Below are 26,566 nucleotides of genomic sequence, written 5' to 3'. Positions count from 1 at the left end.
TGGCCGCACCAAATGCAATAGCAACAACCGATTAAATCAAGTGCACTATGTTTCAACGACTGAGTTTATTTTTCCTGTTTTCCATTTCTTTCGCCACACAGGCGCAGCAGGCCAAACCCTGGCCGGCCTTTACCCAGCGCAAAGTGGAGCAAACCACTTATCCCGCTTCTCCTGTTCCGGACAGGATCATCCTCTCCGTAGCGGCAGACCCGGCCACCAGTGTGGGGGTATCCTGGAGAACAGATACATCAATCACTTTTGGATATGCCGAGATCAAAAAAGCAGTAGCCCAACCTGAAGTACAGGACGCAGAGCGCATACCCTCCACCGTTACTCCTCTTTTGCTGGACGACAGCAGGGCCAACTATCATGAGCTCAGCTTCACCAACTTGCAACCAGGAACTTTGTATATGTATCGCGTGGGCGATACCGCCAACCGGAGCGAATGGATCCAGTTCCGTACCGCTGTGAAAGAATTCAAACCCTTCGCCTTCCTGTATTTCGGCGATGCCCAGAATGACCACAAGGAATGGTGGAGCCGCGTGATCCGCGCAGCAGGGCAACACCAGCCCGATGCGGCCTTCATGCTGCATGCCGGCGATCTCATCAACCGCACCAATGTAGACCATGAATGGGGAGAATGGTTCTATGCAGGGGCCTGGCTCCATAGCATGATCCCCGCACTTCCCACTGCAGGCAACCACGAATTCTACCGCGATGAAAACCGCACACTCACGCTCACCAAACACTGGCGCCCCATCTTCAACCTGCCGCTCAATGGTCCCGCAGGACTGGAAGAACTCACCTATTATATAGACTACCAGCAGGTGAGGATCATTTCCATCAGTTCGCAATCCATGCTGCTTAGTCCGGCCGACAGCGCAAGCCAGGTGCAATGGCTGGAAAAAGTGTTGCAGAAAAATCCGCAAAAATGGACCATCCTCACCATGCATCACCCGGTGTTTTCCTCAGGCAACGGAAGGGATAATAAATCTCTCCGTGATGCGCTGCAGCCTCTTTTTGAAAAATATTCGGTAGACCTCGTACTCACCGGACACGATCATACCTATGGCCGCGGCATCAGTGAAACATCGCCGCACACCAAAAAGACCGGCCTGAAGGGCCCGGTGTACGTGGTTTCTGTGAGCGGGCCCAAAATGTATGTACCCTCCCTCGCTCCATGGTTGCAAAGAGCCGCCGTGAATACACAATTGTATCAACGTGTATTGGTGGAAGAAAAAAAGATAAGAATGGAATCCTACACCGCTGCCGGTGAACTGTACGACGCTTTCGATATCGTGAAAAAGGCAAAAGGGAAAAAAGAACTGATCGACTGGGCGCCCGGCCTCACCAAAGAACACCTGGAACTACCCGCATCTTACAGAAAAAAATACACGGAGAAAGAAAAAGAAGAATACGAAAAAAAGAAAAAAGAATACCTGGAAAGGAACCAGTAATCTGTTCCGCTAAAAACAACCACGCATCCCTGGCCTTCACGGTCAGGGATTTTTTTATGGGTGGACCATTTTTGCGAGAGCGCCCAGTTTCTTCAGTTTCAATTTCAGTTCATCCGTCCACGGAAGTCCATAACACAATCGCATGCAATTATGATATTGTTCCTGCAGGGTGAACATCCGGCCCGGTGCAATACTGATCTTTTGTTTCATAGCCAGTTCGTACAACTCAACAGTATCGAGGCCCTTATCGAATTCAACCCACAGTGCCAGTCCGCCCTGCGGCCTGCTGGTTCTGGTGCCTTCCGGAAAATACTGCGCAATAGCATCCACGTAATACTGGTAATTGCTGAACAATGTTTTTCGAAGATGACGAAGATGAATATCATAGCGTGCGCTCTTCAGGAAATTGGCAGCAGCCTCCTGTGTTATGGAAGATCCGGAGATCGTATGCACCAGTTTTTGTTTCAGTATCCTTTCCCTGTATTTTCCGGGGGCTATCCAGCCCACGCGGTATCCCGGCGCCAGGGTCTTCGAAAGGGAACTGCACCAAAGCACATTGCCTTCTGTATCGAATGCCTTACAACACACCGGTCTCTGCGGGCCGAAACAAAGTTCCCCATACACATCATCCTCTATCAATGGAATATCATGTTTGCCCAGCAGCTGCACCACTTCCTTCTTATTCTCTTCCGGCATACAACTGCCCAGTGGCGTATTGAAATTGGAGATCAGCAAACAGATATCGATCTTCGGAATATATCTTTTCAACGCATCCATTTCAATGCCCGTTACCGGATGCGTTGGCAGTTCAAGAACTTTCAAACCCAGGCTCAGCGCCAGTTGCAGAATGCCGGGATAACAGGGGCTTTCGATAGCCACAGTGTCGCCGGGTTTGCCCAGCGCCATCAGGCAATAGGCGATGGCATTCAATCCGCCGGTGGTAGTGATCAGTTCATCCTCCTGCAAACTTCCTCCCCAGGTCAGCGATCTTGCTGCAATCATCCTCCGTAATTTTTCATTGCCCTGCAAGGGCTCATAAGCAGCACCTCCTTCAGGGAGCGCACGCGTGGCATGCTGGATCTCCTTGTTCAGCTTTGCCAAAGGCAATAAAGGACCTACCGGAGCTCCCACAGAAAAAAGCGTCAGCTTTTCATTCCCCATATTGGCCGATACCCTCTCAATAAGATCACCGGCTTCCTTCTGCTGCTTCGCAGCAGGTTTACTCACGCCAGGCAGCGGCAGCTTCAGGTAAGACAGCCGGCTGACGAAATAACCCGATTGCGGTCTGGACTCGATCAGCGACTGCGCTTCAAGTTCCATGAAAATGCGCTTCGCCGTATTCATACTGATGCCATGCTCCTGGCATAACATCCGGACGGAAGGCAGTCGCTCTCCGGGTTTCAGCACTTCCGCCCTGATCATTTTTGCAATCTTTCCGGATATCTCCTGGTAAATGAAATCTTTCATAAAACCAACTGTGTCCATCAAAAATACTAAAACTGAGACTGTATCCTTTTATCGCCCGTAATTATTTTTACTATATCTAAAAATGAAAAAATGAACAGAGAAATAACCTTGTCCGGGCCCAATGAAAAGTCCGCGTCAGGATGGGTCAACGGTTTCATCGGCGTTGTAATATTCAGTGGTTCCCTGCCGGCAACAAGACTGGCCGTGACCGAGTTCGATCCTGTTTTCCTCACGATGGCGCGCGCAGCCATTGCGGCATTACCGGCGCTTGCCGGCCTGCTGATTTTCAGGGAGAAGTTCCCCACCAGGCAACAACTGTTCCCTCTTATCATCGTTGCCCTTGGCGTGGTGATCGGGTTTCCGCTGCTGAGTGCACTTGCCCTTCAATACATCAGTTCGGCGCATGGCATCATCTTCATTGGCCTGCTGCCACTGGCCACAGCCATTTTTGCTGTACTACGCGGAGGAGAAAGGCCCAAACCTGCATTCTGGCTTTTCTCTGTTATCGGCAGTTCCTTTGTTATCGGTTTCGCCATTGCCCAGGGCGTGAAAGCCTCGCCCACCGGGGATATACTGATGTTATTGGCTGTGATCGTCTGCGGCCTCGGTTATGCTGAAGGCGCCAAACTAAGTAAGGAGATGGGAGGATGGCAGGTGATCTGCCGGGCACTCGTATTATCACTACCAGTTACCCTGCCTTTATTCTTCATACTGCTTCCTGCATCTTTCGATGGCATCGGGTTTCCTGCCTGGATGGGATTGATCTATGTTACGCTGTTCAGCATGCTGATCGGATTCATCTTCTGGTACCGCGGACTTGCACAGGGAGGCATAGCCGCAGTTGGACAATTACAATTGCTGCAACCATTCTTCGGACTGGCGCTGGCGGCAGGTATATTGAATGAAAAAGTGAGCGCAGGCATGATCGGTATCACCATCGGCGTTATCCTTTGTGTTGCCGGCTCTAAGAAATTTGCAAAATGAAAAAATGAACGGAACAGTGTCTGCCGGCCTGCTCAATTTTCATTTAGTCCTCATCCGGGTCCACCACCTCTGTTTCCGCCACACGGCCCACCTGTCCATCTTCCAGCCTGACTTTGATGCCTCTCGAGTGATAAGCTGCAGAAGTCAGGATATCTTTCACGATCCCGTATGTGAGCCTGCCGGTTCGCTGATCTTTCTTCAGAATGATCGCCACTTCCTGCCCGGGATAAATATCTTTCCTGTACTGACCATCCATATGCTTTCGGTTTTCGAAGGCAAAAATATCAATTGTTTTTTTCGTTCCAGTAATAACTATCAGGGTATTGTCTTTTGCCGAAGATGGAAGTTCCCACCCGCACAATGGTGGCTCCTTCTTCAATGGCTGTTTCCAGGTCGCCACTCATGCCCATGCTCAATTCATTGGCGTCAGGTGGCAGCAACCCGTTCTGTAATGCCTGGTCCCTGATCTCGCGCAACAGGCGGAAAGAAGGTCGCACTTTTTCGGGGTCCGCCTCAAAAAGCCCAATGGTCATGAGACCTTTCACCTGTAATGTATCCAATGACCTCACCTTTTCGATCAACCGAAATGCATCATCGGGGTGCGCACCAAATTTGCTTTGCTCGAAAGAGGTATTCACCTGCACCATCACTTCCACCGTTCTTTCTTCATACATTAGTCGTTGGTGCACCTTCTCCGCCAGTTCCGGCCGGTCCAGCGACTGTATACAATTCACATATTTCAATACCTCTTTGATCTTGTTCGTTTGCAGGTGACCGATAAAATGCCGTTCCAACGCCAGGTTGCGAAGGAGATGATCCTTCTCTTTCAACTCCTGCACTTTGTTCTCTCCGGTCAGCACCTCTCCTGCTTCAACGGCTATGCGGACCCTCTCCGCCGGCACTGTTTTGGTGGCCAGTAAAAGACGCGCCGACCCCGGAGCACGCCCTGCCTTTTCAGTTGCCGTTATTATCCGGTCTCTCACGATAGCCAGGTTGGAAATGATATCAATTGCTTCGTTCATAAACAAAATTTAGTAGTCGGCAAATGAATGCCTGCTGAAACCACTACAGTTTCAGACCAGATAATAAGAAAATGGAATTCAGGAAACCGGTTCCGGTTTCTGATCGTGTTCAGGGCAATCCAGCCGCAGATGATCAGGAGTCAGCGGTATTTGCAGGAGATTACAGAAATGCCTGTTTCCGGAAGTGGAAAAATGTGTGCAGGTAAAACACATGCGCTGCATGGTGATGATCTTTTCCCTGTACAGCTGGTGGATCAGGTTGAGCAGGATGGTTTTGATCTCTGTCTGTTGCCGCTCTGTCAATTGCCCGATCTGTTCCAGCATGGCATTGGCAAATCCGCCTGTGGCCGCTGCCACTTTTTTTCCCTGCGATGTCAGCTTCAGCACCTGGGCACGACTGTCTGCCGGGTTATCTTTTTTCACCAGCAGCTTCTTTTCTGTCAGCGCTTTTACTACATCACTCATGGTGGCTTTTGTAACATTGAACTCTTTGGACAGGTAGGTGACCTTTGCCAACCGTTCATCATGCGTATGCAGGAAGATCAGGCTCTGCACCTGGATCGGACTAAGTCCATATTCCTTTGCCTGTTCCCACAACATCACCCGGAAAGATTCTCCCACTCGCTCCAGCGCAGCCAGAATCAACGCTGCATTGGAACTGTTCTGAGTATCCGGATTGAAAGGTGTTTTGTCCATATTGCTCATCGCTGCAAAATAATCAAAGCTTGGAACTCTGTGATGAATCCGTTGGTCCGGGTCACACCATCTTCCCTGGTATCTGTGTACATGATCATAAAGTTAGTGGTTAGTTGTTAGATCCGTGCATCCCGACCTGGTAAGGAAGTGAGAGATCTTTGGATAATACACTGTACACTTTGTATACGCCCAGCATCGGCATATTGCCGCCGGCAGCATGATCACCACCATCACCTGTTACTACCTTCATATAAGCTCCAACAGCATCGTATTTGAAATCTGTTTTGAAACGAACCCTGTAATCTGGCACAACAACCCTGATGGCGTTACCCTCTGTTACAACCTGGAAACCGGGAGAGTCCATATACATCGGCATTCCGGGATTGGTTTTCGGGAGCACTACGGATGTATCGGCAGAGTTGAATTCCTTAACAGACAATCCACCCGGTACTCTTTTGTCGGATACCAGCACCACCCAGTGCGGATGCCAAACGATCTTATCGTTCCCGTAATCGCCATCCCCGTTTTCATCCCAGAGAGGTGTATCGTCGAAATCAGGATGGGCAGTCAGCGCCAGCGCAACGATGCCTTCTGTTTTACTGAAGCCAACATCTTCCGGTTTCAGCGTGGTAGGGAACACATAGCCATCAACCGGAGCGCCATTCATTTTGCCCGCTGCTATGGAAGTACTTCTTCCCGCTTGCCCTTTTACAGTGATCTCGAATTCCAGTTGTCCCCATTTCCTATTATGTTTAACCGAAGCGCCGGTGATCATATAGTCGGCTTCATTTATGATGGACTTCATTTTCTTACAGCTGTCGCAATCCGGTGATGCCAGGGCTATTGATCCTGTGAACATCGCCAGTCCGAGTAACATGGTGATCTTTTTCATGATTGTTTATTTTGGAAGATGTTTGAAATGACGCCACAAATATAGTTAGGATTCCTAACTATTTAGCATCCTTATGTTAAAATATTTTTAATGGCATTTGCAGGAGAAAAAAACGGAAAGGCCAAATAGCCGATATTTGCAGGCCATGGAGCAGGCCGCCAATAACCAGGAACTATCAAATGCCCGTTTCAAGAGATTTTCACTTGAATCCCTTGACGATACCCTGATTGCCCGATCCGGCACCGGCGGCCATTATGTGGAGCAGCAGGATTACCAGCTGATCACCCCACACATCCTGGAGCCTGACTGTGGCACTTTCCTGAACCGGCTGGCCTTTCCTGTATTTCCTCCTGTAACAGTGCTGCGCCAGGAAGATCAACTGCTGGTGTCCTGTACCTGCAACCAGTATTCAGACAAGTTATGTGTTCATGAAGCTCAGGTGCTCACTGCCCTCCTGCGAAAAGAGGAATTCGGTATTTTCTTTTTTCCGGAATTAAGAAAGAAGAAACTGCAACAGTTCGGTGCGGATTATGGCCTGGGCATGGTGCAGGAACCCGACGATTACTTTTCTATACAATGGGAAAACAATAAACTGCTGATCTCTCCCAAACATCCTTCATTGCAGGCGGTCACACCAACGGCCATGCAGGGCATGAACCATTTACTATTTCCTGCGCCGGAAGCATTGCACCAGGAAGATCCGGTTGCCGAAGGCAAAACCATTATTACAGTTTTCAAACAACACAGGTATAACAAGCACCTGGTGATAGAACTCTACTCTGCAGCAGTTTCCAAAGAAGGAAAGATCAAGAATCCGCTGACAGCCATCGCACCGCTGGACCTTGCCTGGGCACAGGACGATCCGGAACAGTTGAAATTCTATACAGCCGTTCACAAATTCCAGCATCATCCATCCACCAAACGATCGCCTTCAGACCTGAAAGCATTGAAAGCGATCATCCGCAATCCTGCATGCTACAAATTCTACCTGCATGATGCGGAAGTATCCGGGAATATTACAGCAAGCTCCATCAGGCCCGTGAAAGCAGCCCTTCTGCAAAATAGTCTAAGGCTCACCGTTACCCGGGAAGGAAATTTTTACGCCATTACCGGGAAGCTGCAGTCACAGGATGAATTGGACCTCAATGAGGCGCAACTAAGATTCAACTGGTTCCTGCAGGCCGGAGATACACTCTACCTGGCAGATCAGCTGCCTGCACTGGGCATGATCGAACTACTGAAGAGGAAAGATCATCTCCTTATTCATCAGAACAAATTCAGTGAGTTCAAAAGCCAGTTGCTCAACAAACTGGAGGATAAACTTCCCGTGGACTACCAGTACCTGGAGACCATAACACCAGCAGAATTGCCTGAACTGCCGGGCAGCAGCGGTCTTCAACGGATCCTCTATCTTTCAGACCTGAAGAATTATGTGATGATCATTCCCGTGATCCGCTACGGGGAAATAGAAATACCAATCCGTACCCAACGGCTGGTTCATACCACCAATGCAAAAGGAAAAGAAGTGATACTGCCCCGTAACGATGTTGCAGAGCGGGCTTTCACCGCCATGCTCCTGGGCCAGCACCCCCACTTTGAGGAACAACTGGAAAACGATCTGCATTATTTTTACCTGCACCGCGACCGTTTCCTTTCGGAGGACTGGTTCCTCCAGGCATTTGAAATATGGGAAAAAGAAGATATCAGGGTACTTGGATTCAATGAGCTGGACAGTAACCGGAAGAATCCGCACCGGGTGAAGATCGATATCAGGATCAGGACCGGTATCAACTGGTTCAATGCCGATATACGGGTACAGTTCGGTAAACAGCGTGCTTCACTGAAACAGGTGTACAAAAGCATCCGCAACCAGAACAAATATGTGCAGCTGGATGATGGCACCGAGGGGATCCTTCCACAAGAATGGATCAAAAAATTTTCCGATTATTTCAACAATGCGGAAATCATCGATGAGAGCACCATCCGCATCAACAAGATCAATCTTTCCGCCATCGAACAATTGTACGAAGCGGCCCTGCCGGATGCAGTTATCGAACAGGAAATAGTGGAATACAGGAATAAGCTGCAGGGCATCCGTGAGATCGAAAGGATCGAATCACCCGAAGGACTGAACGCCACTTTACGACCATACCAACTGGAAGGCCTCAACTGGCTCAATGCGCTGGACGACCTGAATTTTGGCGGATGCCTGGCAGACGATATGGGACTGGGCAAGTCCATTCAGATCATTGCCTTTGTTCTTTCACAAAGAAAAAAAGTAAAAAACAATACTAACCTGATGGTAGTGCCGGGCACGCTGGTGTTCAACTGGCAACAGGAATTACACAAGTTTGCGCCGGACATCCGTTTGCTTACCCTGCACGGCGCCGGCCGAACCAGGAGTACGGAAGACTTCGATCAGTACGAGATCGTACTAACCACATACGGCACCCTGCTTTCAGATATTGGGTTCCTGAAGGATTACCATTTCAATTATGTTTTCCTGGATGAATCGCAACATATCAAAAACCCCGAAACACAGCGATATAAAGCAGTCCGCTTGCTGAATGCCCGCAACAGGATCGTGATCACAGGCACTCCCATCGAGAACAATACATTCGATCTGTTCAGCCAGTTGAGTTTCGCATGTCCCGGACTGTTAGGCAGCAGGCAATATTTCAGGGATATCTTTTCCATTCCTATCGATACATTCAAATACAGTAAACGCGCCAGGGAATTGCAGCAGAAAGTACAGCCTTTCATCATGCGGCGAACCAAGGATGAAGTGGCCCCCGAACTGCCGGAAAAAACAGAGATGGTAGTTTATTGTGAAATGAATGAGGAACAACGAGGCATCTATGACGCCTATGAAAAAGAATTCAGGGATTATGTGTCTGCCATTTCCAACGATGAGTTGAAACGCAATCCGATGAATGTGCTGAAAGGCCTTACCCGTCTCCGCCAGATCTGCGATGCACCGGCGCTGTTGGGTGATGAAGCGCTTACTGGTCATAGCGCAGCCAAGATCGACACATTGATGGAGCAGATCGAAACTAAATCGGCTAACCACAAGATCCTGGTGTTCTCGCAATTTGTTTCGATGCTGCACCTGATAGCAGCAGCATTGGAAAAAAGGAAAATCGGATTCGAAACCCTCACGGGTAGCACCCATACCAGGAAGCGCGGCGAAGTTGTGGACGCATTTCAAAACAATCCCGACAGCCGCGTATTCCTTATCAGCCTTAAAGCCGGCGGCACAGGTCTCAATCTCACCGCCGCTGATTATGTATACATTGTTGATCCATGGTGGAACCCGGCTGTGGAAAACCAGGCCATCGACCGCGCCCACCGGATCGGGCAAAACAAGAAAGTGATTGCCGTCCGGCTTATCTGTTCCAATACGGTTGAGGAAAAGATCATGCAGATGCAGGAGAACAAACAATCTTTGGCTGATACCCTCATCAAAACCGGGAATACCCTGCTTCCTGTATTATCTAAAAATGAATTACTGAAATTGCTGAGTTTTCAACCTGCTTAATTGGAACTGCCCATAAAGATCCTTTGCGCAGGCAATGCAAAAGAAATCCCTTCCTGTTCAAACTGCTCATAGATCTGCAGGTTAATGCTCTGCTGGCGGTCCATATACATATTAAAATCCGGCGACAACACATAGAACACCACTTCAAATTCAAGGCTGGACTCTGCAAAGGTTTTGAAGTGGGCCCTGTCGAACCTTGTATCTGAAAACCCTTCAACAACCTTTTTTACCATCGCCGGTATGCGTTTGATCTTTTCCGCAGCAGTTCCATACACTACACGAAAAGAGAAAACAACACGGCGTTCTTTCATTTTTTTATAATTGTGCACCCTGGAATTGGTGAGGTCCGTGTTCGAGCAAACCAGCTGTTCCCCGCTGAGCGTGCGGATCCTGGTGGTTTTGATGCCGATGTATTCCACCGTTCCAAGCTTATCATCCATAATAATGAAGTCGCCGATCTGGAAAGGCTTATCGAAGAAGATCACCAGGTAGCTGAAAAGATCGCCAAGGATCGTTTGGGCCGCCAGCGCAATGGCGATACCGCCGATACCCAAACCAGCCACCAGCGTTGTGATATCGTAACCAAGATTGTCTATCAAAAAAAGAAAACCTGCCACCCAGATCAATATCTGGATGATGAGCAGGATACCTTTCGATTGTTTTTTTCGCTGCTCATTGTCATGTTTCACCAGGGAACGCTGAAAAACATAAACGATGAAACTGCTGATGGTCCGCAAAACATAAAATGTGCAGACCAACATCACCAGTAGATGTGCGATCTTGTTCGCTTTTTCCGAAAGTGTGAGATACTGCATGCTGCTGTATATGGCCAGCACATACAGCACCGGCATCACAGAGCGTTCGATGGCGCTGATGATGAAATCATCGAAATTGGTTTGTGTTTTGGCAGTTAAGACCCTGATCCTTTTGATCACCAGCGATTGAATGATCCTGAGTGCAGCTACCATCAGTATTCCGATACCAAAGGCGATGAGCCAGCTTTGTACAGTGTTCTGTAAGAAATGATATTGCAATATTTCCTTCATAATCCGGTCTTTTGAAAGATGATCGATCTGCTCACTTAACCGGCACGAAAGTATTTTCCTGGTCTTGGCAGGCTATTAATCTAAAATTAAAATGCAATTAAGTTGACAGCATCAGGTATCACAACTCACATCATCCCATTCCTGATTTCCATAATTCATTAACCAGTTCAATGCGTAATGCCGCTCGTATACAACACCAGGATGAGCTTCTGTGATTTGTTTACCATTGATCCGGGCGTCAACACAGGCCCAGTCAAGGCGATAATAAAGATCACTGGCATCGAGTATTTCAGTTTTGGAACGCACGACTGTAGCAGAGCGGATAAAATCTTCCGGGGACTTGTCTTTTCCCACCGGGTATTTCTCAGGAGGGATATTGCCGAGATCACATAACTGTGCAGGAGACGGCAATGTTTCTGTTTTATTCAATGCCCACAACAAGGTATAGATACATTCGCATTTCCAGCTTTCCCGGCTTTTCTTTTCATCCGTGGGCTCATTGAGAAAATCCTTTTCAGCAGGCGAAACAAAATCCCACAGATTATTTTGTTGCAGGTAGTCCCTTGCTTCTTCCGGCGGAATATGACTGAAAGCCACCAGGTTCACCACCGCCAGTACTGCCACTCGTTGCGCGATCTCCTCCGGTCTCCTGATTGTAACCGTTTCTTCAGGATCGATAACAGGCAGGTGACTGTTCACCTTTATCTTCCAGGACCCGATCAGTTGCTCCGACCTGGATTTTCTGGCCAGTTGGTCTTCCGTGGCAGATGTATGCTGATCGAAATAACTGGCATCAATTTTCACATCCAGGGAATCGATCCCGCTGTTTCCTTCCTGGTCTATGATCAGATCCAGACGACTGTCTAAAAAATGTTGCCCTTTCGATTTGCTGATAACCGTTTTGGGTTGCACAAACAGGACAGCATCGAACTCCTTTGCCAATTCCTGAATTACATTTTTCAATTCTTTTATTTCTCCTTTCGTAACAGCAATGGAAAATTCACAGTTCAGTGTAAGGATCTTTTGCAGGAATTTTTCCTGCAGACTTTCATTGGAGAAAGGAAGAGACCTTACATACCCATACAATCCGCGCAGGTTATTGGTAAGGGACGATTGATCGTTCTCCGCAAACTTATAAGAAGGAATTGCTTTTTCGCGATAGCTGATTGTCAGTTTTCCGGAAGGCCTGAACAGTCCTCCCCTGACCTCACATTCCAGCACATTGGATTCTCCGTCTTTCGCCACAGACAGTTTACTTCCCGGGAAAAACTCCTGTATCGTTTTTTCGATTTTGTCAAATCCTGTGTAATGTGCATACAGCGTGCAGACCATTGTTGACGATTTCCCGTAAAGAAAACCATTTTAGGAATAGAACACAAATCCTCCCCTTTTCACATGCCTGGTTCACCGCTCCATCTGTCCACTTCACAGGAAACTGCTTATTCAGCTTCTCCCGGCAGTACATCTTTGTGTTATCAAACAACGCTAAAGCAATATAACATGAACACAAGAACATCAAAGATCATTTACTGGACAGGCGCAATCCTTACTTCCCTTTGGTTCGGAACCAGTGGATTTTTTGAGCTCTCCCATAATAAGCTTGTATGGGACATTACGCAGCAACTCGGATATCCTGCCCATTTCATTTATATCCTGGGAGTGGCAAAACTATCCGGAGTGGCTGTATTGCTAATGATCGCATTTGTGATGGTATCCGTAACTTACAGCCAGTTCAGGAAACTATTCCCCGCAGATTACCGCATTACTACCACAGGTAAAAGAGACATTCTTTTTTCTCAATCTTTCGGATCGGATTCAAACAGAAAATAATTTAAACATGCAACAGCTCAATATTAGCCGCCGCAATTGGCTGGCCATCGCATTCACTTTCGCCGCAGTACTCTTTGACATTACAGGCGCCAATGCGCAAAATATAACAGTGACAGATCAACGAAACTCAACCAATTCGCTTCCCGTCAAACAGATCAAAACAGCCATTCTGGATATCGGTTATGCAGAAGCCGGTCCGGCAGGCGGCCAGGCAGTGATCCTGCTCCATGGCTGGCCATACGATATACACAGTTACGCCGAAGTGTCGGCGTTGCTGGCAGCAAAAGGATATAGGGTACTGATCCCTTATCTGCGGGGTTATGGCAGCACGCGTTTTCTCGATGCTACAACACCACGCAATGGCCAGCAGGCAGCGCTTGCTGCAGATGTGATCGATTTTATGGATGCCCTGAAGATCGACAAGGCCATCATCGGTGGATTCGACTGGGGTGCAAGAACTGCTGATATTGTTGCCGCCCTTTGGCCGGAACGCACAACTGCCCTGGTTTCTGTGAGCGGCTACCTGATCGGGAGCCAGGAGGCGAATCAAAAACCATTGCCGCCACAGGCTGAGCAACAATGGTGGTACCAATATTATTTTGCAACTGAACGTGGGCAGTCAGGTTATGAAGCCAATCGAAAAGCATTTTCCAAACTGATCTGGCAAACAGCTTCGCCGCAGTGGAAGTTCTCTGATACCAGCTTCGATCTGTCCGCAGCTTCATTCGAAAATCCTGATCATGTTGCTATCGTGATCCACAATTACCGTTGGAGGCTGGGCCTGGCGAAAGGAGAAAAGAAATACGATGCGCTCGAAAAGAAACTGGCTGCATTTCCCTCCATCCCTGTTCCAACTGTAACGCTGGAGGGCGATGCCAACGGAGCGCCGCATCCGTCTCCCGCCGCCTACGCTTCAAAGTTCACCGGCAAATATGCACATCATACAATTACAGGAGGAATAGGTCATAACCTTCCCCAGGAAGCGCCTCAGGCATTTGTGGATGCAATTATTGAAGCGGCAGGTTTTGCTAAATAGGAAAATGGAAAAGCTCCTGATGGGAAAGAGCCTGTGGATTGATCTGCAGGCTCTTTCATTTAAAAATTGATGAGCTTCTCAACAAAGAATCTTTGAGCTTTTCAACAAAGCAGGCGGAAGCAGACAGTTCTAATTTTGTATCATAAAAAAAATAAGAATGAAAAAAGTATGGTTTATCACAGGTAGTTCCCGCGGACTGGGACGTAATATAACAGAAGCGGTTTTAAAGAGTGGAGATGCCGTAGCAGCCACTGCCCGCAATATCGATCAATTGTCAGATCTGGTGCAGGAGTATGGCGCAGGGATATTGCCCATTTCACTTGATGTTACCCGTTATGAAGATGTATACAAAGCAGTGGACACTGCCGTCAAACATTTTGGCCGCATCGATGTGTTGGTCAACAATGCGGGTTTTGGTATAGTTGGCGCAGCAGAGGCATTCACGGAAGAACAGGTACGCAGCCAGCTGGAAACAAATCTTTATGCACCGATCGAGCTCACTCGCGCAGTACTTCCATACATGCGCAAACAAGGCAGCGGCCGGATCCTGCAGATCAGTTCCATTGGCGGACGGGTAGGCAATGCAGGGCTCACCATTTACCAGGCGGCGAAATTCGGTCTGGGAGGATTTACAGAAGCGCTTGCAAAAGAACTGGGACCTCTCGGCATTTATGCGACCAGTGTGGAGCCCGGCGGCTTCCGTACAGACTGGAGCGGTGCTTCCATGACCTATGCCAAAGAGATCGAAGGATACGATCTGGTGAAACAAAGGTCCGATCTTTTCAAAAGCGGCAAATTCATTCCGGTTGGCGATCCCGCCAAAGCGGCCAATGTACTGGTGGAACTGGCCATCCATCCTGAACCTCCCGTTCACCTGGTCCTGGGCAGTGAAGCACTTGGCATCCTGGAAGCAGCAAACGCAGCAAGAGATGCAGAAATGGAAAAATGGAAAGATATAACGGTGAGTACAGATCATGCAGAGGCGGAAAATTTCCTGTCTACCACTGCCGGGCAGTTCTACACGCAGAACGTTCAAAGAAAACAGTAAAACAATAGCTTTGCAATATGGCCGGACCAGACAAACAAAGATCGCCCTTCTCTTATTCCTGCTATGTAGCGCGCAGCCGCGAAGGTGAGCAGTTTGTGCCCGAGCATGTGTTCAGTTACCAGCTTTCAGGCACCCTCACCGTAAATACCGGCGTCAAGGAATATGTTTTCAAACCAGGGGATTTCAGGTTCATCAAAAGGAACCAGCTGATCAAGTTCAACAAGCAGCCCGCTCCGGGCGGTGTGTTCGAAGCGGTGTCCATTTATTTCGACCAGGAACTGCTGAAGCAGTTCAGCCTGGAGTATAGCTACAGCGCGGATGCTGGGGGGAATGGAAAGATGGAAACCGTGATGGAACTGAAAAAAGAACCATTGTACAAGAGTTTCGTGGATTCATTGCTACCCTATCTGCAGGGCAACCAGCTAATCAATCAGCAATTGCAAACATTGAAACTGCGCGAAGCCCTGCTCATCCTGCTGCAATCCCAGCCTTCGCTTGCACGCCTGCTCTTCGATTTCCAGGAGCCGGGCAAGATAGACCTGGAAGAATTCATGAACAGGAATTTCCATTTCAATGTGCAACTGAAAAGATTCGCTTATCTCACTGGTCGCAGCCTGGCCACTTTCAAGCGTGATTTTGAGCATATCTTTCACATATCTCCCAGCAAATGGTTATTGCAAAGAAGATTGCAGGAAGCCCATTACCTCATTCGGGAAAAAGGGAAAGCGCCGGGTGAAGTGTACCTTGAAACAGGATTTGAAGACCTTTCCCATTTTTCCTTTGCTTTCAAAAAACAGTACGGCGTGCCGCCTTCCCAGGCAGCCGTCTGAAAATAACCCCGGCAATTGTCCGGTTCACCCCCTGGTTGGTCCACTACATGGGTATATTCCATGATGCTCGGTAGAAGAATTTCAAATTGCATCAACAATCAATTCTACCATGCAATTCAAAAGAAAGAAAACCCTCATAGTATTACTGATCCTCGCAACAGGCGGATTGACGCTGGCTTTCACGGCGAAAGTCCCGGTAAACAATCCGCCTGTTACCGGCGAGATCATGCTCCCCGCGGAAGTACAGGCGATCCTGGAACGTGTCTGTTATGACTGTCACTCCAATGAAACAAAACTTAGTTGGTTCGACAAACTGCCCATTGCATCCTCCGTAGTGGCAGAACACGTAACCAGGGGTCGAGCAAGATTGAATTTTTCTGCCTGGGATAGTTTATCTCCCGCCGAACAGCAATCCAACTACTGGCTGATCTATAACAAACTGGCCGCAAAACAGATGCCCCTGCCGGATTACCGGTTGTTGCATCCCGGGGCAAAGATCACGGACAAGGACATGCTGGTACTCCGGGAATTCCTCAATACCGCTACAACTCCTGCCGAAAAAGATACAGCACGAAAAACTATTGGTATAACAGAAACCAACACACGAAATCTACCGGTCTCGCCCAATGGTATTACTTATGATCCAACTTACCGGAACTGGCAGGTATTGAGCACCACTTCCCGTTACGACAATGGCACCATGCGCGTGATGTACGCCAATCCCATTGCCATCGAAGCTGTAAGGTCCGGCCAGATCAATCCCTGGCCCGAAGGCTCCACCATCGCCAAACTGGTATTCCAAAAACTCGAAGACAGTACCGGCAATATCCGCCCGGGCAAGTTCATCAATATCCAATATATGATCAGGGACAGTAAAAAATATGCATCCACCGAAGGATGGGGCTTCGCAAGATTCGATACCCCGGAACTGAAACCCTATGGCAATATCAATACAGACAAGACCTGTATCTCCTGTCACAAACTGGTTGAAGAAACCGGGTTTGTATTTGACGTAACCACTAAATAAACGAACATGAAACAAACAATGATCCTCCTCGCCATAGCTACAATCATACTCTCCGGTTGCCAGCCCACATCACCTTATGGCAAGATAACCCTGCGCGGATTCTCATTCAACGACAATGGTCTGTCTGTAATCACTTACCAGATCAACGACAAGGCAGGCACCATGAGTATTTTGTACAACGATACCCCGCAACAACAATTCAAGCTGGTCACCTACCGCCAACAGGAAAACAAATTCTGGTATGGCAGCAAGATCAATGGCGATTTATTGCAGGTTGAAACCGTTGATAGCAATGGCGCCTATCATTCAGAACCCAACAATATTGTTGACACAACAGCCCGTATTAAATACATACTTGAACAGCAACCCGCTGCATTTCCTCAATAATCAAAACCCATCATCATGGAATTCACAAAACAAAATAGTATTGCAAAAACAGTAGCCCTGTCATTCGTACTCGGTATTGCATCCTGTACACAAGCACAAAACAGCACTCCTTCAGATACCGCTCCGGGCAAGGCTTTCGTCGTGATTGAACTTTTCACTTCCGAAGGTTGTTCCAGTTGTCCGCCCGCCGACAAACTGATTGAACAGTTACAGGAAGAGAACCCCAATGCAGCGTTATACATCCTCGCCTATCACGTGGACTATTGGGACCACCAGGGATGGAAAGACAGGTTCAGCAGCCGAGCCTATTCCAACAGGCAACAACAATACGTGAACTGGCTGAACCTCTCCTCTCTCTACACACCACAAATTGTAGTGAACGGACAATCGGAAAATGTAGGATCAGATGAAGGCGCCACTGTGAACGCCATCAACAATGCGCTCAGTCGCCTTCCCCAGGGAAACCTATCGCTCACCATTTCAAAACAGAATGATGTACTGGAAATCGGTTACCAGTTCGATGGTGATCCCAAAGGCAATAGCATCCTGTTGGCGCTGGTGCAGAAAAAAGCCGAAAGCAATGTCACTGCCGGAGAGAATACAGGCCGTCATCTTCCCCATGTACAGATCGTAAGGGCAATACAGGAAGAGGATGCCAGAAGTCAACACAACCTGCAGATCAAAACGCCTGCCGGTTACAAACCTGGAGAATATGAGTTGATCGCATTTGTGCAAAACAAGAAAACAGGAAAGATCATTACCGCCAACAAATCAAATTTCAATCAATAAAAAAACAGAACAAATGGAATTCAAAGCACATCCAATCGACAAAGTATTGTACACTGCCCACACACATACAACAGGAGGAAGAGACGGGCAATCCCGAAGCTCAGATGGCCGCCTCGATATTAAACTATCCTCACCCGGAACAGGCGCCGGCACCAATCCGGAGCAGTTATTTGCAGCTGGCTGGTCGGCCTGTTTCATCGGCGCTATGGGCCTTGCGGCTCACACGCTGAAGATCAGGCTGCCGCAGGAAACGGCCGTTGATGCAGAAGTAGACCTGGGCTCTACCGGCAATGCATATTTCCTGCAGGCCAGGCTTAATATCCACCTGCCGGGACTGGACCCTGAAACAGCGCGCAATATTGTGGAAACGGCACACAAGACCTGTCCGTATTCCAAAGCCACCAGCGGCAATATCAATGTTGAACTGAACCTGGTATAAGTAAATTCGGAGAGCCGTCGCCCGCGTCCCCGCGGGCGACGGCTCTCCGATAATCAGTATTTCATTTAACTTCGGTAATTACAAATGAAAACACCCGCATTCCGCGTTTCGCATTCTGTTATCTGGGGCAGCTCACTGTTGCTCGGCCTGCTCATGGCTGTGCCGAAGATCGCAGATAAGCATTTCAATCTTCATGAGACCATCGCCAACTCGGTGATCACTTTCGTGTTTTCCATTTTTGTTTGGTATTACAGCATGTACACCCTGCCAGCTTATACTGCCAAAGATGTAGCGAAAGGATTTTCAGTTACCCGTTTGCTTAAAACCATCGGGCTGGGTGTTGCGCTGATGTTCATCCTGGCTTACGCGCAGCAGTTGCTGCTCACCCACCTGGATTTCGGACCGGTAATGCTGATGATCGAAGTACGCGGCATCCTCATCAGTCTGACCTTTTACATGTTCATCCACCTGCTCTACCAGAATTATCATAACCAGCAAGTGAGCATCGCACTTGAACGCTCAAAGATGGACAATCTCGCCGCACAATACGAATTACTCAGGCAACAGGTAAACCCACATTTTCTGTTCAACAGCCTCAACACCCTCAAATACATGGTGGAGAGCGGCGACAAACACAGTGTCGACTTCATTTTAAAACTGTCCGATTTTTACCGTTTTTCACTCGAAAGCCGTAAATCGGACCTGATACTCCTTTCCGAAGAATTGAAAATACTGGGATCTTATATTTTCCTGCTGAAAGCAAGATTTGAAGAAGGGATGGAGATCAGTATCGATGTTCCGGAGAACTGGGCCAGCACACAGATTCCTCCATTCACATTGCAACTGCTGGTTGAGAACGCCATCAAACACAATATCGTTTCACTCAATAAGCCCCTGCGCATGCGTATTTTTACAGAAGGGAATTTTCTCATCGCGGAGAACACATTACAACTGAAAAGGACAACCGAAGCGTCTACAGGACTGGGCATCGACAATATCCGGCAACGCTACCAACATTTGAGTGGCAAAGCAATTGAGATCCATCCGGGCAACCAATATTTTACTGTCAAACTTCCGAAAATATGAAGATCGTCATCATCGAAGACGAAATAAAAGCGGCAAAATCACTGGCGGGGCTGATCACACAGCTCAGGCCGGAATCACAGATCATTGCTCAGTTACAGAGCGTGGAAGCTGCAGTGGATTTCTTCAGCAGGCAACCACAGGTTGACCTCCTCTTTATGGATATTCAGTTGTCAGACGGTATTTCCTTCGATATCTTCAAAAGCGTCAGCATCGCCTGTCCTATCATTTTTTGTACAGCATACGGAGAATATGCTATGGAAGCCATCAAGGCCAATGGCATCGATTATATACTAAAACCTTTTTCCAGGGAAGAGCTGGAAAAAGCGCTCGCAAGAGTTGATGCACTGAGTAATTTCTTCCAGCGTGATCATAACGCTGACCTCACAGCGCTTTTCAATAAACTGGGCAGGGAAGAAGGCAAAAAGAGTTTTCTCGTTTTCCAGAATAACAAATACATCACCATCGCCTCGGGTGATATTGCCTTTTTCTACACACGTAATGAAACCACTCACCTGGTGAACTTCCGGAAAGAAACCTACACCATACCCAATTCACTAGATCAGTTACAGGGTCAGTTGTCCGCTTCACAATTCTACCGGCTTAACCGGCAATATATCATCAATTTCGACGCAGTGAAGGAAGTGGAACATTACTACGGCCGGAAACTGCTGGTGCACCTGCATGTACCTGCCCCGGACGATCTCACCGTAGGTAAGGAAAAATCCACTGCATTCCTTAATTGGCTTTCTGAACGATAAAGCCATTACATAAATTTCCTCTGGCACGGTTTCAGGAAATTCATTATTATTGCAGCTCCCAATGAACCACTACTTCAAAATATTCGATTCGTACATGGCATTCCTGCGGAGCGCCTGTGCGAACGTGCCATAGTTGACTGTCTCCCCTTTTCCCGCATATTGTTAACTGTAACTGGTTGAGCATTCAACCCTTCTATTCATTTTAAATTTTTTATTGTGAAACGAATTGCTGTTACCGGCATGGGTAAGGTAGGCTCTTTGGTGGGCACCTTGCTGGCCGACATGTTTTCTGTAACCGGCATCGACAGACAGGCGCCTGCATCCCCGGTGAGTTTCCCCGTTGCCCAGGGCAATGTTGCCGATCCCGCAGAACTGAAAAAGCTCCTCAGCAACCAGGATGCTGTAGTGTCCTGTCTGCCCTACCATCTCAATCTCGCTGTTGCAAAAGCCGCGTACGAGCTCGGCATCCACTACTTCGACCTTACAGAAGATGTAGCCACCACAGCCGCCATCCGTAAAATGGCTGAAACCTCCAAAGGCGTGATGATCCCGCAATGCGGACTGGCGCCGGGTTTCATCGGCATCGCAGGATCTCATCTCACCAAAACCTTTACCAAACTCAGAGATATCGAACTGAGGGTGGGTGCGCTTCCCCGCTATCCAAACGGATTGCTCGGTTATTCATTCACGTGGAGCCCTGCCGGTGTGATCAATGAATACATCAACGATGCGGAAGTGATCCACAATGGCGTTCGCAAAATGGTGCCCTCTCTCGAAGGTCTCGAAACCATCAATATCGAAGGACAGGAATTTGAAGCCTTCTCCACCTCCGGAGGTCTTGGTACACTTTGTGAAACGCTGGAAGGAAAAGTGGACACGCTCAACTACAAGACCATCCGCTATCCCGGCCATGCCAGGCTGATGCGCTTCCTCTTGTATGAACTGATCCTCAAAGAAAAAAGAGAACTCACAGAACAGATTCTCACTGAAGCAAAACCACCGGTAAAAGAAGATGTCGTATATACATATGCGGTAGTAGAGGGATGGAATGGTAATGAACTGAAACGCGAAGAATTCTACCGGGCTTATCATCCCCGCGAAATCAATGGACAGAACTGGAGGGCCATTTCCTGGACCACAGCTGCTTCTGTTGCTGCCGTTGTGGAATTGGTAGCTAATGGCAAACTGCCTGCGAAAGGATTTGTGAAGCAGGAAGATATCAGCCTGGATGATTTTTATGCAACCCGCTGGGGGCGCATGTATGCGGAATAACTTTTTGTAATGCCGGGAGCGGGGGATGGTGAAGTCGGGCTGATGAAACAAACCAACGCAGTTGGTAGTTATTGAGCTGTGGGTTGGGTGGATTTGACTTCGGTAATTCTAATGAGCTTTTTCGCTTTTGTTTCATCGGCCCTTTTCCCCATGCCCGCGCTCCCGGCCCCTTCCGCACTGGCGACATTATTGATCTGGAATCCCCTACCCCCCTGAGTACGCCCCGACAGCACACCTACAGCAATAAACAAGCACTAAACAGGCAACTAACCAGCCATCAACCAGCAATTACCAAATAATAATAACCTTTTTCTACTCAGGCACCCACTGCAACCTTTATTCAGGGTGATGCACTATTTCCCATCCCTCCCCTCTTATCGAATGCTGGTTGGAAGGGGGAAAACTATTGCAGTTGCACGTCCGGAGATATGGTTGCAAAGGTGATATGAAAAGGTGGCCTTGAAAACATAAGCGAAAAAGCCTGGCCTGGCACCACCGCCCCATCTCACCTATCCTCAGCTCAACAAATATCCTCCCGCGCCGGTTTGTTTTCCAGCCACCGTTCATATCCCTTTGCGACCGCCCCGGCACAGCTTTGCAACCCGCACCCAGCCTTCGATTTTAATCCCCCTTTCATGTTGATTGCAGTAAATTTGTAATGCTTGTTTAATGTCACTACCATGAATAAACACCTACTCATATCGGGGTTAGGGATTTTATTCCTGTCAAATGCTTCGTCGCAGAATAAGATCTCTTATGCTATACCCAGAACATTACCATCGCCTATTCCGGCCTTATCAGTGGCCGCTTTCCAGAAACTGCATATTGATGATCATCTTTCCCGTGATGGGGATCAATTGACCGGACTGAATGCCGGGGGCGATACAATTTTTGTAAGCGGCGTGAAGCGCAATCAACTGCAGGGCAACTGGATGAGTTTCTACAAGCCGGGCCAGGTGCTGGATTCAGGCCGGATGCAAAAATCCGTTCCCGATGGAGAATGGAAAACTTATTATCCCGATGGCACATTGCGCACCATACGTACTTACAATGCAGAAAAACTGGCCTATGTTAAGAATGAGATCCAGCGAAAAGATGGTCGCAGTACGTTTTTTGCACTCACCGGAATTGCCAGAAAAAATATGAATGCCGCCAGGCATCTCTTGACGGCCGGTTATTCTTACCATGCGCTCGACAATGACCATTCGGAAGAACAAGTCATTTCTTTAACAAAAAGAGTTGAACGGAATGCAGGCCAGAACAGTTATCATGCACCTTTCACCCAATGTCTGCATCATGGCCTGTATGTGAATTTCTTCCCGGATGGAAAAACAAAGGACTCCGGCTATTACAAGAATGGTGTGAGAGACGGGTTATGGAACGAATGGAATAATGACGCTACAGTGCTGGCAGTTGGCAGCTACAAACAAGGAAGGCCAAACGGCGACTGGAAATTCTACAACAAACAAGGTAAACTTCTCTATATTCAACTATACTCGCACAACGGGAAACTGAAAGATGTGGTAAAGATGAAATCCTGATATCATTTATTTGATACGCACCGATTTGGAGCTCAGACTGAACCCGCTGAAACATCCGAGCACATCTTCCCCGCTGATGGTGCTGGAAATTGATGCAGGCGTGGAGAATGGACCACCGTTGGCGCGGGCCTTATTGAAACTGTCCCAGAAATTATACACTTTCCTTTCCACGCTGGCCATATGGTAGATTACAGAATCACCCATCACAAAACCACTGCCGTGTGTAAGCCTTAAATATTGTCCGTTCACCAGATCGTCTGTGCCGGGTGAATACCTGCCGGCACCCATGCCACCCCATCCAAAATGAGGCCCATCGCTTAGCGCCTGCCAGTAATACAATTGTGTATTACCGATAGTATCGGGATCTTTATAATGTACAGTGATCCTTCCCTTCAAAACAATGCTGCCATCATCCAGGTCATCTTTGTAATAATTACCGATGGTCAAACTATCCACTTTTACGGCAGGGAGCAGGGCTGTAGTGGCAGAATATTTTTTCCCTTCCGCTTCGATCTCCAGCAAATAGTGATAGCCCGGTCTTCCCATCAGCGCATTGGCGGAATCGGTTATAAGCGCCGGGTCAAAATACAAGCCGGGCACCAGCACAAAATCCAGCTGTGGGATACGCGCCTCCGTTAGTTCTCTTTTTGTAGCTGCATTCCATTCATAAGTATTATCAGGTAGCAGACGACCTTCAGTAATACTTACTTTTGCACCGGTCACTGCAATATTCGCGAAATCGGTATTGAAATAATCCTGGCTTCTTCCTAATATCACATAATTGTATGATGGCAATTCATTATTGATATAGCCCTCAACAATCAGCAATGGTTTATTAGGCTTCAATTTGATATCGAAATCCTTTTCACAGGAAGTGAAAAATGCTACAATGATCGTCAGCAACAGGTTCATCAAAACAGTCATTCTGCACATCGCTTAAAATTTAAAATTCCAGGTAATGCCCGGTATCACAGGGAACAGGAACACTTTCTTTCCCTTGATGGTCCGGTCTTCTTCATCTGCATCGATGTAGATGAAATAAGGGTTCTCCCGGTTATACAAATTATACAGTCCGAATACCCAGCTGCTCTTATAACGTCGATGGTTATCCGGTTTCCTGGTGTAGGTAAATGCCAGATCCATCCGGTGATAGGCAGGCATGCGATAATCGTTGATCTTGTCGTACTGGTTGATATTGGTGAACACAGGTTGGTTCTTACGGCCATCGTAACCGATGCTGTACACGAACCTCCCTGTTGGCATGGTGAGTGCATTGCCGGTTCCATACACGAACACAGCGGAGGCATGCCATTTCTTGCTGAGCTGATAATTGGCTACCACACTGATATCATGCGTTCGGTCATAACGGTAAGGGAATGCTTTCCCTTCGTTCATATCAGGGAAAGTTCTCTCAGAGCGGCTCAGTGTATAACCGATCCAGCCATTGAGCCGTCCTGTTTTTTTCTGGAAGAAGAATTCGATGCCATAGGCTTTCCCTTCGCCAAAGATCATTTCACCTTCGATATTCTGATTGAGTAACAGGCGCGCTCCGGGTTTGAATTCGATCTGGTTCCTAAGTGTTTTGTAATAGGCTTCCACACTCATTTCATATTTTCCTGTCCCGAACCCTTTGAAGAATCCTGCCGCCACCTGGTCAGCAATACCGGGTTTGATAAGGCGGCTGGAAGGGACCCACAGGTCACTGGGGAATGTGGCAGCACTGGTAGTGGCCAGGTGCAGGTACTGGTATGTGCGCGTATATGATAGTTTGAAATTGGCGCTGGTATTGAGTTTATACAAAAGACTGATCCTTGGTTCCGGGTAATGATAACGTACAATGCTCTCTCCTTTTTTGTACGATTCAGTTTCTCCTGTGGGCGCACCTTCGGGATCATAGAGCACGCGTTCGGTTGGGCCTACCTGGTTGAAATAACTGTAACGAATACCTGCAATGAAATTAAAGTCTGTACTAACGTCTATGTCTGTACTAAGATAAACTGCCGCTTCCCTGGCCTGCTGATCACTAACACGCGACCTGAACTCCTGCACACCCTGATTTGACTCGCCCGCACCCGGACGAAAACTATGCCAGATATATTGCAATCCTGCTTTCCAGCGCATCCAGGGTTGGGGAGTATAGCTCCAGTCGTTCTTCAACTGGTAGTCTGTGAGTCCTGAAGACAGGATGATACTGTTGGAACCGAAAGCAATACGGCTCGACAAATTAAAATCATTGCGCACAATTGCCAGCTCTTGTTTCCACTGGTTGTTCAGTTGTTGTTTCCAGGTGAGTCCTGCAATGGTATTGCCCCAGTTGGCATTGAATTCGCGGGCAGGCCCATCATCATCGTCATCAACAAAATTGAATTTGTCTTTTCCCGTATAGAAAGTGAGGTAGAGTCCATTATTCCTGTTGAGCTGAAAGTCGGCCCTTGCATTTACATCGTAGAAGAAATAGCCATTCCTGCCGATGGAGTCCGGCGCAATGAGTTTGGCTACCTGGTCGATATAAGTTCTGCGGAAACTAACATTGAAAGCAGACTTCTTTTTGATCACAGGCCCTTCAAGCGATAAACGCGAGGAGATCAGTCCGATGCCACCGGAAGCTTTGAGCGTATCCCGGTTGCCATCCTTCGAATTCACGGCAATCACACTGCTCAATCGTCCGCCATATTCAGCGGGCATACCACCTTTGATCACTTCAATACTTTTGATGGCGTCGCCACTGAACACACTGAAGAAACCAAGCAGGTGATTAGGATTGTATACGGGAATACCATCCAGCAGAACGAGATTTTGATCAGGCCCGCCACCACGAACATAAATGCCGGAACCGGCATCGCCCCCACTCTTCACGCCAGGCAGGAGTGTGATGGTCTTCATAGGGTCCACTTCGCCAAGTATCACAGGCAGCTTTTGGATCTGCGCCATATCCAGCGTATGCATACTCATCTGGTTCCTTTGCAGGCTCCGGCTTCCCGACACGATCACCGCCTGCAATGACTGCTGCGTAAAACGCAGCGCCAGTCTGATTTCCAGGTCATCCACCAGGGAGATGGAAAAAGCTGTATCGCTATAACCTATAGCTGTAACCGAAATTTTGAATTTGCCGGATGGCAGGCGAAGGGAAATCCTTCCGGAGGAGTCGGCAGGCGTGGTTCTGCCGTTCACACGTACAGAGGCATTACTGACGGGAAGATCGAGACTATCGTGGATGATCAGTGTTAACCGGTGTTCCTGCGCGTATGCAAACAGGGGCGCCAACATCAGAAACAATGCCATCAACATGGAATGCTTTATTACAGATCGTGGCGCCAGGATCATGGGTGTACATTATTTCAGGACCAGGGCAAGAATGCTTTAACGAATATCTTCAACTTTAGGGACAACACCAGCACAAAACGTCCATTTTTTCAGCATT

Annotated in this window: 24 protein-coding genes; 15 read left to right on the top strand and 9 right to left on the bottom strand. The window is 48.1% G+C overall.

Annotated elements, in window-relative coordinates:
- The first annotated feature begins 47 nt into the window (after window positions 1-47).
- On the top strand, window positions 48-1,457 hold the full coding sequence (locus D9Y29_RS08545) for a purple acid phosphatase family protein (protein WP_127127027.1): 1,410 nt from the start codon (window positions 48-50) through the stop codon (window positions 1,455-1,457).
- A 54-nt stretch (window positions 1,458-1,511) separates the two neighbouring features.
- On the opposite strand, the gene D9Y29_RS08540 is transcribed toward D9Y29_RS08545, so the two are convergent.
- Window positions 1,512-2,924 (bottom strand): aminotransferase-like domain-containing protein, encoded by a 1,413-nt coding sequence (locus tag D9Y29_RS08540; protein ID WP_206513744.1) that lies wholly within the window; start codon window positions 2,922-2,924, stop codon window positions 1,512-1,514.
- A gap of 90 nt (window positions 2,925-3,014) precedes the next feature.
- Between D9Y29_RS08540 and D9Y29_RS08535 the strand changes: the two genes are divergently transcribed.
- Window positions 3,015-3,908: a DMT family transporter gene (locus D9Y29_RS08535; RefSeq protein WP_127127025.1), complete on the top strand. Its 894-nt coding sequence runs from the start codon at window positions 3,015-3,017 to the stop codon at window positions 3,906-3,908.
- 43 nt (window positions 3,909-3,951) lie between these two features.
- Here the strand turns inward: D9Y29_RS08535 and D9Y29_RS08530 are convergent, their stop codons facing one another.
- The 4 genes from D9Y29_RS08530 to D9Y29_RS08515 form a co-directional block, all read right to left on the bottom strand.
- Complete coding sequence (locus D9Y29_RS08530; protein ID WP_127127023.1) at window positions 3,952-4,164, bottom strand: YwbE family protein; 213 nt, start codon at window positions 4,162-4,164, stop codon at window positions 3,952-3,954.
- 28 nt (window positions 4,165-4,192) lie between these two features.
- Window positions 4,193-4,930: a YggS family pyridoxal phosphate-dependent enzyme gene (locus tag D9Y29_RS08525; RefSeq protein ID WP_127127021.1), complete on the bottom strand. Its 738-nt coding sequence runs from the start codon at window positions 4,928-4,930 to the stop codon at window positions 4,193-4,195.
- 78 nt (window positions 4,931-5,008) lie between these two features.
- The gene (locus D9Y29_RS08520; protein ID WP_127127019.1) at window positions 5,009-5,635 is read right to left on the bottom strand and encodes a MarR family winged helix-turn-helix transcriptional regulator; all 627 of its coding nucleotides are present in this window, start codon (window positions 5,633-5,635) and stop codon (window positions 5,009-5,011) included.
- A 100-nt stretch (window positions 5,636-5,735) separates the two neighbouring features.
- On the bottom strand, window positions 5,736-6,518 hold the full coding sequence (locus tag D9Y29_RS08515) for a hypothetical protein (protein WP_127127017.1): 783 nt from the start codon (window positions 6,516-6,518) through the stop codon (window positions 5,736-5,738).
- Window positions 6,519-6,615: 97 nt separating this feature from the next.
- Between D9Y29_RS08515 and D9Y29_RS08510 the strand changes: the two genes are divergently transcribed.
- On the top strand, window positions 6,616-10,056 hold the full coding sequence (locus D9Y29_RS08510; protein ID WP_206513743.1) for a DEAD/DEAH box helicase: 3,441 nt from the start codon (window positions 6,616-6,618) through the stop codon (window positions 10,054-10,056).
- Here the strand turns inward: D9Y29_RS08510 and D9Y29_RS08505 are convergent.
- Window positions 10,053-11,102, bottom strand: coding sequence for a mechanosensitive ion channel family protein (locus D9Y29_RS08505; protein WP_127127015.1), 1,050 nt, complete (start codon window positions 11,100-11,102; stop codon window positions 10,053-10,055). The two genes, D9Y29_RS08510 and D9Y29_RS08505, sit on opposite strands and share 4 nt — an antisense overlap.
- 111 nt (window positions 11,103-11,213) lie before the next feature.
- Complete coding sequence (locus tag D9Y29_RS08500; RefSeq protein ID WP_127127009.1) at window positions 11,214-12,434, bottom strand: DUF4272 domain-containing protein; 1,221 nt, start codon at window positions 12,432-12,434, stop codon at window positions 11,214-11,216.
- Between the two features lie 168 nt (window positions 12,435-12,602).
- On the opposite strand from D9Y29_RS08500, the gene D9Y29_RS08495 reads away from it, so the two are divergent.
- From D9Y29_RS08495 to D9Y29_RS08440, 12 genes are all read left to right on the top strand, one after another.
- Window positions 12,603-12,932, top strand: coding sequence for a DoxX family protein (locus tag D9Y29_RS08495; protein WP_127127007.1), 330 nt, complete (start codon window positions 12,603-12,605; stop codon window positions 12,930-12,932).
- 7 nt (window positions 12,933-12,939) lie between these two features.
- Complete coding sequence (locus tag D9Y29_RS08490) at window positions 12,940-13,968, top strand: alpha/beta fold hydrolase (protein ID WP_127127005.1); 1,029 nt, start codon at window positions 12,940-12,942, stop codon at window positions 13,966-13,968.
- 157 nt (window positions 13,969-14,125) lie between these two features.
- Window positions 14,126-15,016: an SDR family NAD(P)-dependent oxidoreductase gene (locus D9Y29_RS08485; protein ID WP_127127003.1), complete on the top strand. Its 891-nt coding sequence runs from the start codon at window positions 14,126-14,128 to the stop codon at window positions 15,014-15,016.
- Between the two features lie 17 nt (window positions 15,017-15,033).
- Window positions 15,034-15,846 carry a helix-turn-helix domain-containing protein gene (locus tag D9Y29_RS08480; protein WP_127127001.1) on the top strand — a complete coding sequence of 271 codons (813 nt, stop codon included), beginning with the start codon at window positions 15,034-15,036 and terminating at the stop codon, window positions 15,844-15,846.
- Window positions 15,847-15,955: 109 nt separating this feature from the next.
- The gene (locus tag D9Y29_RS08475; protein WP_127126999.1) at window positions 15,956-16,873 is read left to right on the top strand and encodes a heme-binding domain-containing protein; all 918 of its coding nucleotides are present in this window, start codon (window positions 15,956-15,958) and stop codon (window positions 16,871-16,873) included.
- A 6-nt stretch (window positions 16,874-16,879) separates the two neighbouring features.
- Entirely contained in the window at window positions 16,880-17,260 is a 381-nt protein-coding gene (locus tag D9Y29_RS08470; RefSeq protein ID WP_127126997.1) for a hypothetical protein, read from the top strand.
- Between the two features lie 15 nt (window positions 17,261-17,275).
- Window positions 17,276-18,049 carry a DUF1223 domain-containing protein gene (locus tag D9Y29_RS08465; RefSeq protein ID WP_127126995.1) on the top strand — a complete coding sequence of 258 codons (774 nt, stop codon included), beginning with the start codon at window positions 17,276-17,278 and terminating at the stop codon, window positions 18,047-18,049.
- Window positions 18,050-18,062: 13 nt separating this feature from the next.
- Complete coding sequence (locus D9Y29_RS08460; protein ID WP_127126993.1) at window positions 18,063-18,488, top strand: organic hydroperoxide resistance protein; 426 nt, start codon at window positions 18,063-18,065, stop codon at window positions 18,486-18,488.
- An 84-nt stretch (window positions 18,489-18,572) separates the two neighbouring features.
- The gene (locus D9Y29_RS08455) at window positions 18,573-19,574 is read left to right on the top strand and encodes a sensor histidine kinase (protein WP_127126991.1); all 1,002 of its coding nucleotides are present in this window, start codon (window positions 18,573-18,575) and stop codon (window positions 19,572-19,574) included.
- Window positions 19,571-20,332, top strand: a complete 762-nt coding sequence (locus tag D9Y29_RS08450) for a LytR/AlgR family response regulator transcription factor (RefSeq protein WP_127126989.1) — start codon at window positions 19,571-19,573, stop codon at window positions 20,330-20,332. Before D9Y29_RS08455 ends, D9Y29_RS08450 begins: the two co-directional genes overlap by 4 nt.
- 216 nt (window positions 20,333-20,548) lie before the next feature.
- Window positions 20,549-21,604: a saccharopine dehydrogenase family protein gene (locus D9Y29_RS08445; protein ID WP_127126987.1), complete on the top strand. Its 1,056-nt coding sequence runs from the start codon at window positions 20,549-20,551 to the stop codon at window positions 21,602-21,604.
- Window positions 21,605-22,284: 680 nt separating this feature from the next.
- On the top strand, window positions 22,285-23,145 hold the full coding sequence (locus D9Y29_RS08440) for a toxin-antitoxin system YwqK family antitoxin (protein ID WP_127126985.1): 861 nt from the start codon (window positions 22,285-22,287) through the stop codon (window positions 23,143-23,145).
- Window positions 23,146-23,151: 6 nt separating this feature from the next.
- On the opposite strand, the gene D9Y29_RS08435 is transcribed toward D9Y29_RS08440, so the two are convergent.
- Window positions 23,152-24,078 carry a DUF4249 domain-containing protein gene (locus tag D9Y29_RS08435; RefSeq protein WP_127126983.1) on the bottom strand — a complete coding sequence of 309 codons (927 nt, stop codon included), beginning with the start codon at window positions 24,076-24,078 and terminating at the stop codon, window positions 23,152-23,154.
- Window positions 24,079-24,081: 3 nt separating this feature from the next.
- On the bottom strand, window positions 24,082-26,427 hold the full coding sequence (locus D9Y29_RS08430) for a TonB-dependent receptor (protein ID WP_164735317.1): 2,346 nt from the start codon (window positions 26,425-26,427) through the stop codon (window positions 24,082-24,084).
- Between the last annotated feature and the right edge of the window lie 139 nt (window positions 26,428-26,566).

Source organism: Pseudoflavitalea rhizosphaerae (assembly GCF_003991355.1).
Classification (GTDB): Bacteria; Bacteroidota; Bacteroidia; order Chitinophagales; family Chitinophagaceae; genus Pseudobacter; species Pseudobacter rhizosphaerae.
Note: the sequence above shows the minus strand (reverse complement) of the source record. Positions and strands in the feature narration are given on the sequence as shown.

Bases quoted from the DNA above. Each gene is read 5' to 3' on its own strand.
- D9Y29_RS08545 (WP_127127027.1), top strand. From the start codon at position 48: ATGTTTCAACGACTGAGTTTATTTTTCCTGTTTTCCATTTCTTTCGCC.
- D9Y29_RS08540 (WP_206513744.1), bottom strand. From the start codon at position 2,924: ATGAAAGATTTCATTTACCAGGAGATATCCGGAAAGATTGCAAAAATG.
- D9Y29_RS08535 (WP_127127025.1), top strand. From the start codon at position 3,015: ATGAACAGAGAAATAACCTTGTCCGGGCCCAATGAAAAGTCCGCGTCA.
- D9Y29_RS08530 (WP_127127023.1), bottom strand. From the start codon at position 4,164: ATGGATGGTCAGTACAGGAAAGATATTTATCCCGGGCAGGAAGTGGCG.
- D9Y29_RS08525 (WP_127127021.1), bottom strand. From the start codon at position 4,930: ATGAACGAAGCAATTGATATCATTTCCAACCTGGCTATCGTGAGAGAC.
- D9Y29_RS08520 (WP_127127019.1), bottom strand. From the start codon at position 5,635: ATGAGCAATATGGACAAAACACCTTTCAATCCGGATACTCAGAACAGT.
- D9Y29_RS08515 (WP_127127017.1), bottom strand. From the start codon at position 6,518: ATGAAAAAGATCACCATGTTACTCGGACTGGCGATGTTCACAGGATCA.
- D9Y29_RS08505 (WP_127127015.1), bottom strand. From the start codon at position 11,102: ATGAAGGAAATATTGCAATATCATTTCTTACAGAACACTGTACAAAGC.
- D9Y29_RS08500 (WP_127127009.1), bottom strand. From the start codon at position 12,434: ATGGTCTGCACGCTGTATGCACATTACACAGGATTTGACAAAATCGAA.
- D9Y29_RS08495 (WP_127127007.1), top strand. From the start codon at position 12,603: ATGAACACAAGAACATCAAAGATCATTTACTGGACAGGCGCAATCCTT.
- D9Y29_RS08490 (WP_127127005.1), top strand. From the start codon at position 12,940: ATGCAACAGCTCAATATTAGCCGCCGCAATTGGCTGGCCATCGCATTC.
- D9Y29_RS08485 (WP_127127003.1), top strand. From the start codon at position 14,126: ATGAAAAAAGTATGGTTTATCACAGGTAGTTCCCGCGGACTGGGACGT.
- D9Y29_RS08480 (WP_127127001.1), top strand. From the start codon at position 15,034: ATGGCCGGACCAGACAAACAAAGATCGCCCTTCTCTTATTCCTGCTAT.
- D9Y29_RS08475 (WP_127126999.1), top strand. From the start codon at position 15,956: ATGCAATTCAAAAGAAAGAAAACCCTCATAGTATTACTGATCCTCGCA.
- D9Y29_RS08470 (WP_127126997.1), top strand. From the start codon at position 16,880: ATGAAACAAACAATGATCCTCCTCGCCATAGCTACAATCATACTCTCC.
- D9Y29_RS08465 (WP_127126995.1), top strand. From the start codon at position 17,276: ATGGAATTCACAAAACAAAATAGTATTGCAAAAACAGTAGCCCTGTCA.
- D9Y29_RS08460 (WP_127126993.1), top strand. From the start codon at position 18,063: ATGGAATTCAAAGCACATCCAATCGACAAAGTATTGTACACTGCCCAC.
- D9Y29_RS08455 (WP_127126991.1), top strand. From the start codon at position 18,573: ATGAAAACACCCGCATTCCGCGTTTCGCATTCTGTTATCTGGGGCAGC.
- D9Y29_RS08450 (WP_127126989.1), top strand. From the start codon at position 19,571: ATGAAGATCGTCATCATCGAAGACGAAATAAAAGCGGCAAAATCACTG.
- D9Y29_RS08440 (WP_127126985.1), top strand. From the start codon at position 22,285: ATGAATAAACACCTACTCATATCGGGGTTAGGGATTTTATTCCTGTCA.
- D9Y29_RS08435 (WP_127126983.1), bottom strand. From the start codon at position 24,078: ATGTGCAGAATGACTGTTTTGATGAACCTGTTGCTGACGATCATTGTA.
- D9Y29_RS08430 (WP_164735317.1), bottom strand. From the start codon at position 26,427: ATGGCATTGTTTCTGATGTTGGCGCCCCTGTTTGCATACGCGCAGGAA.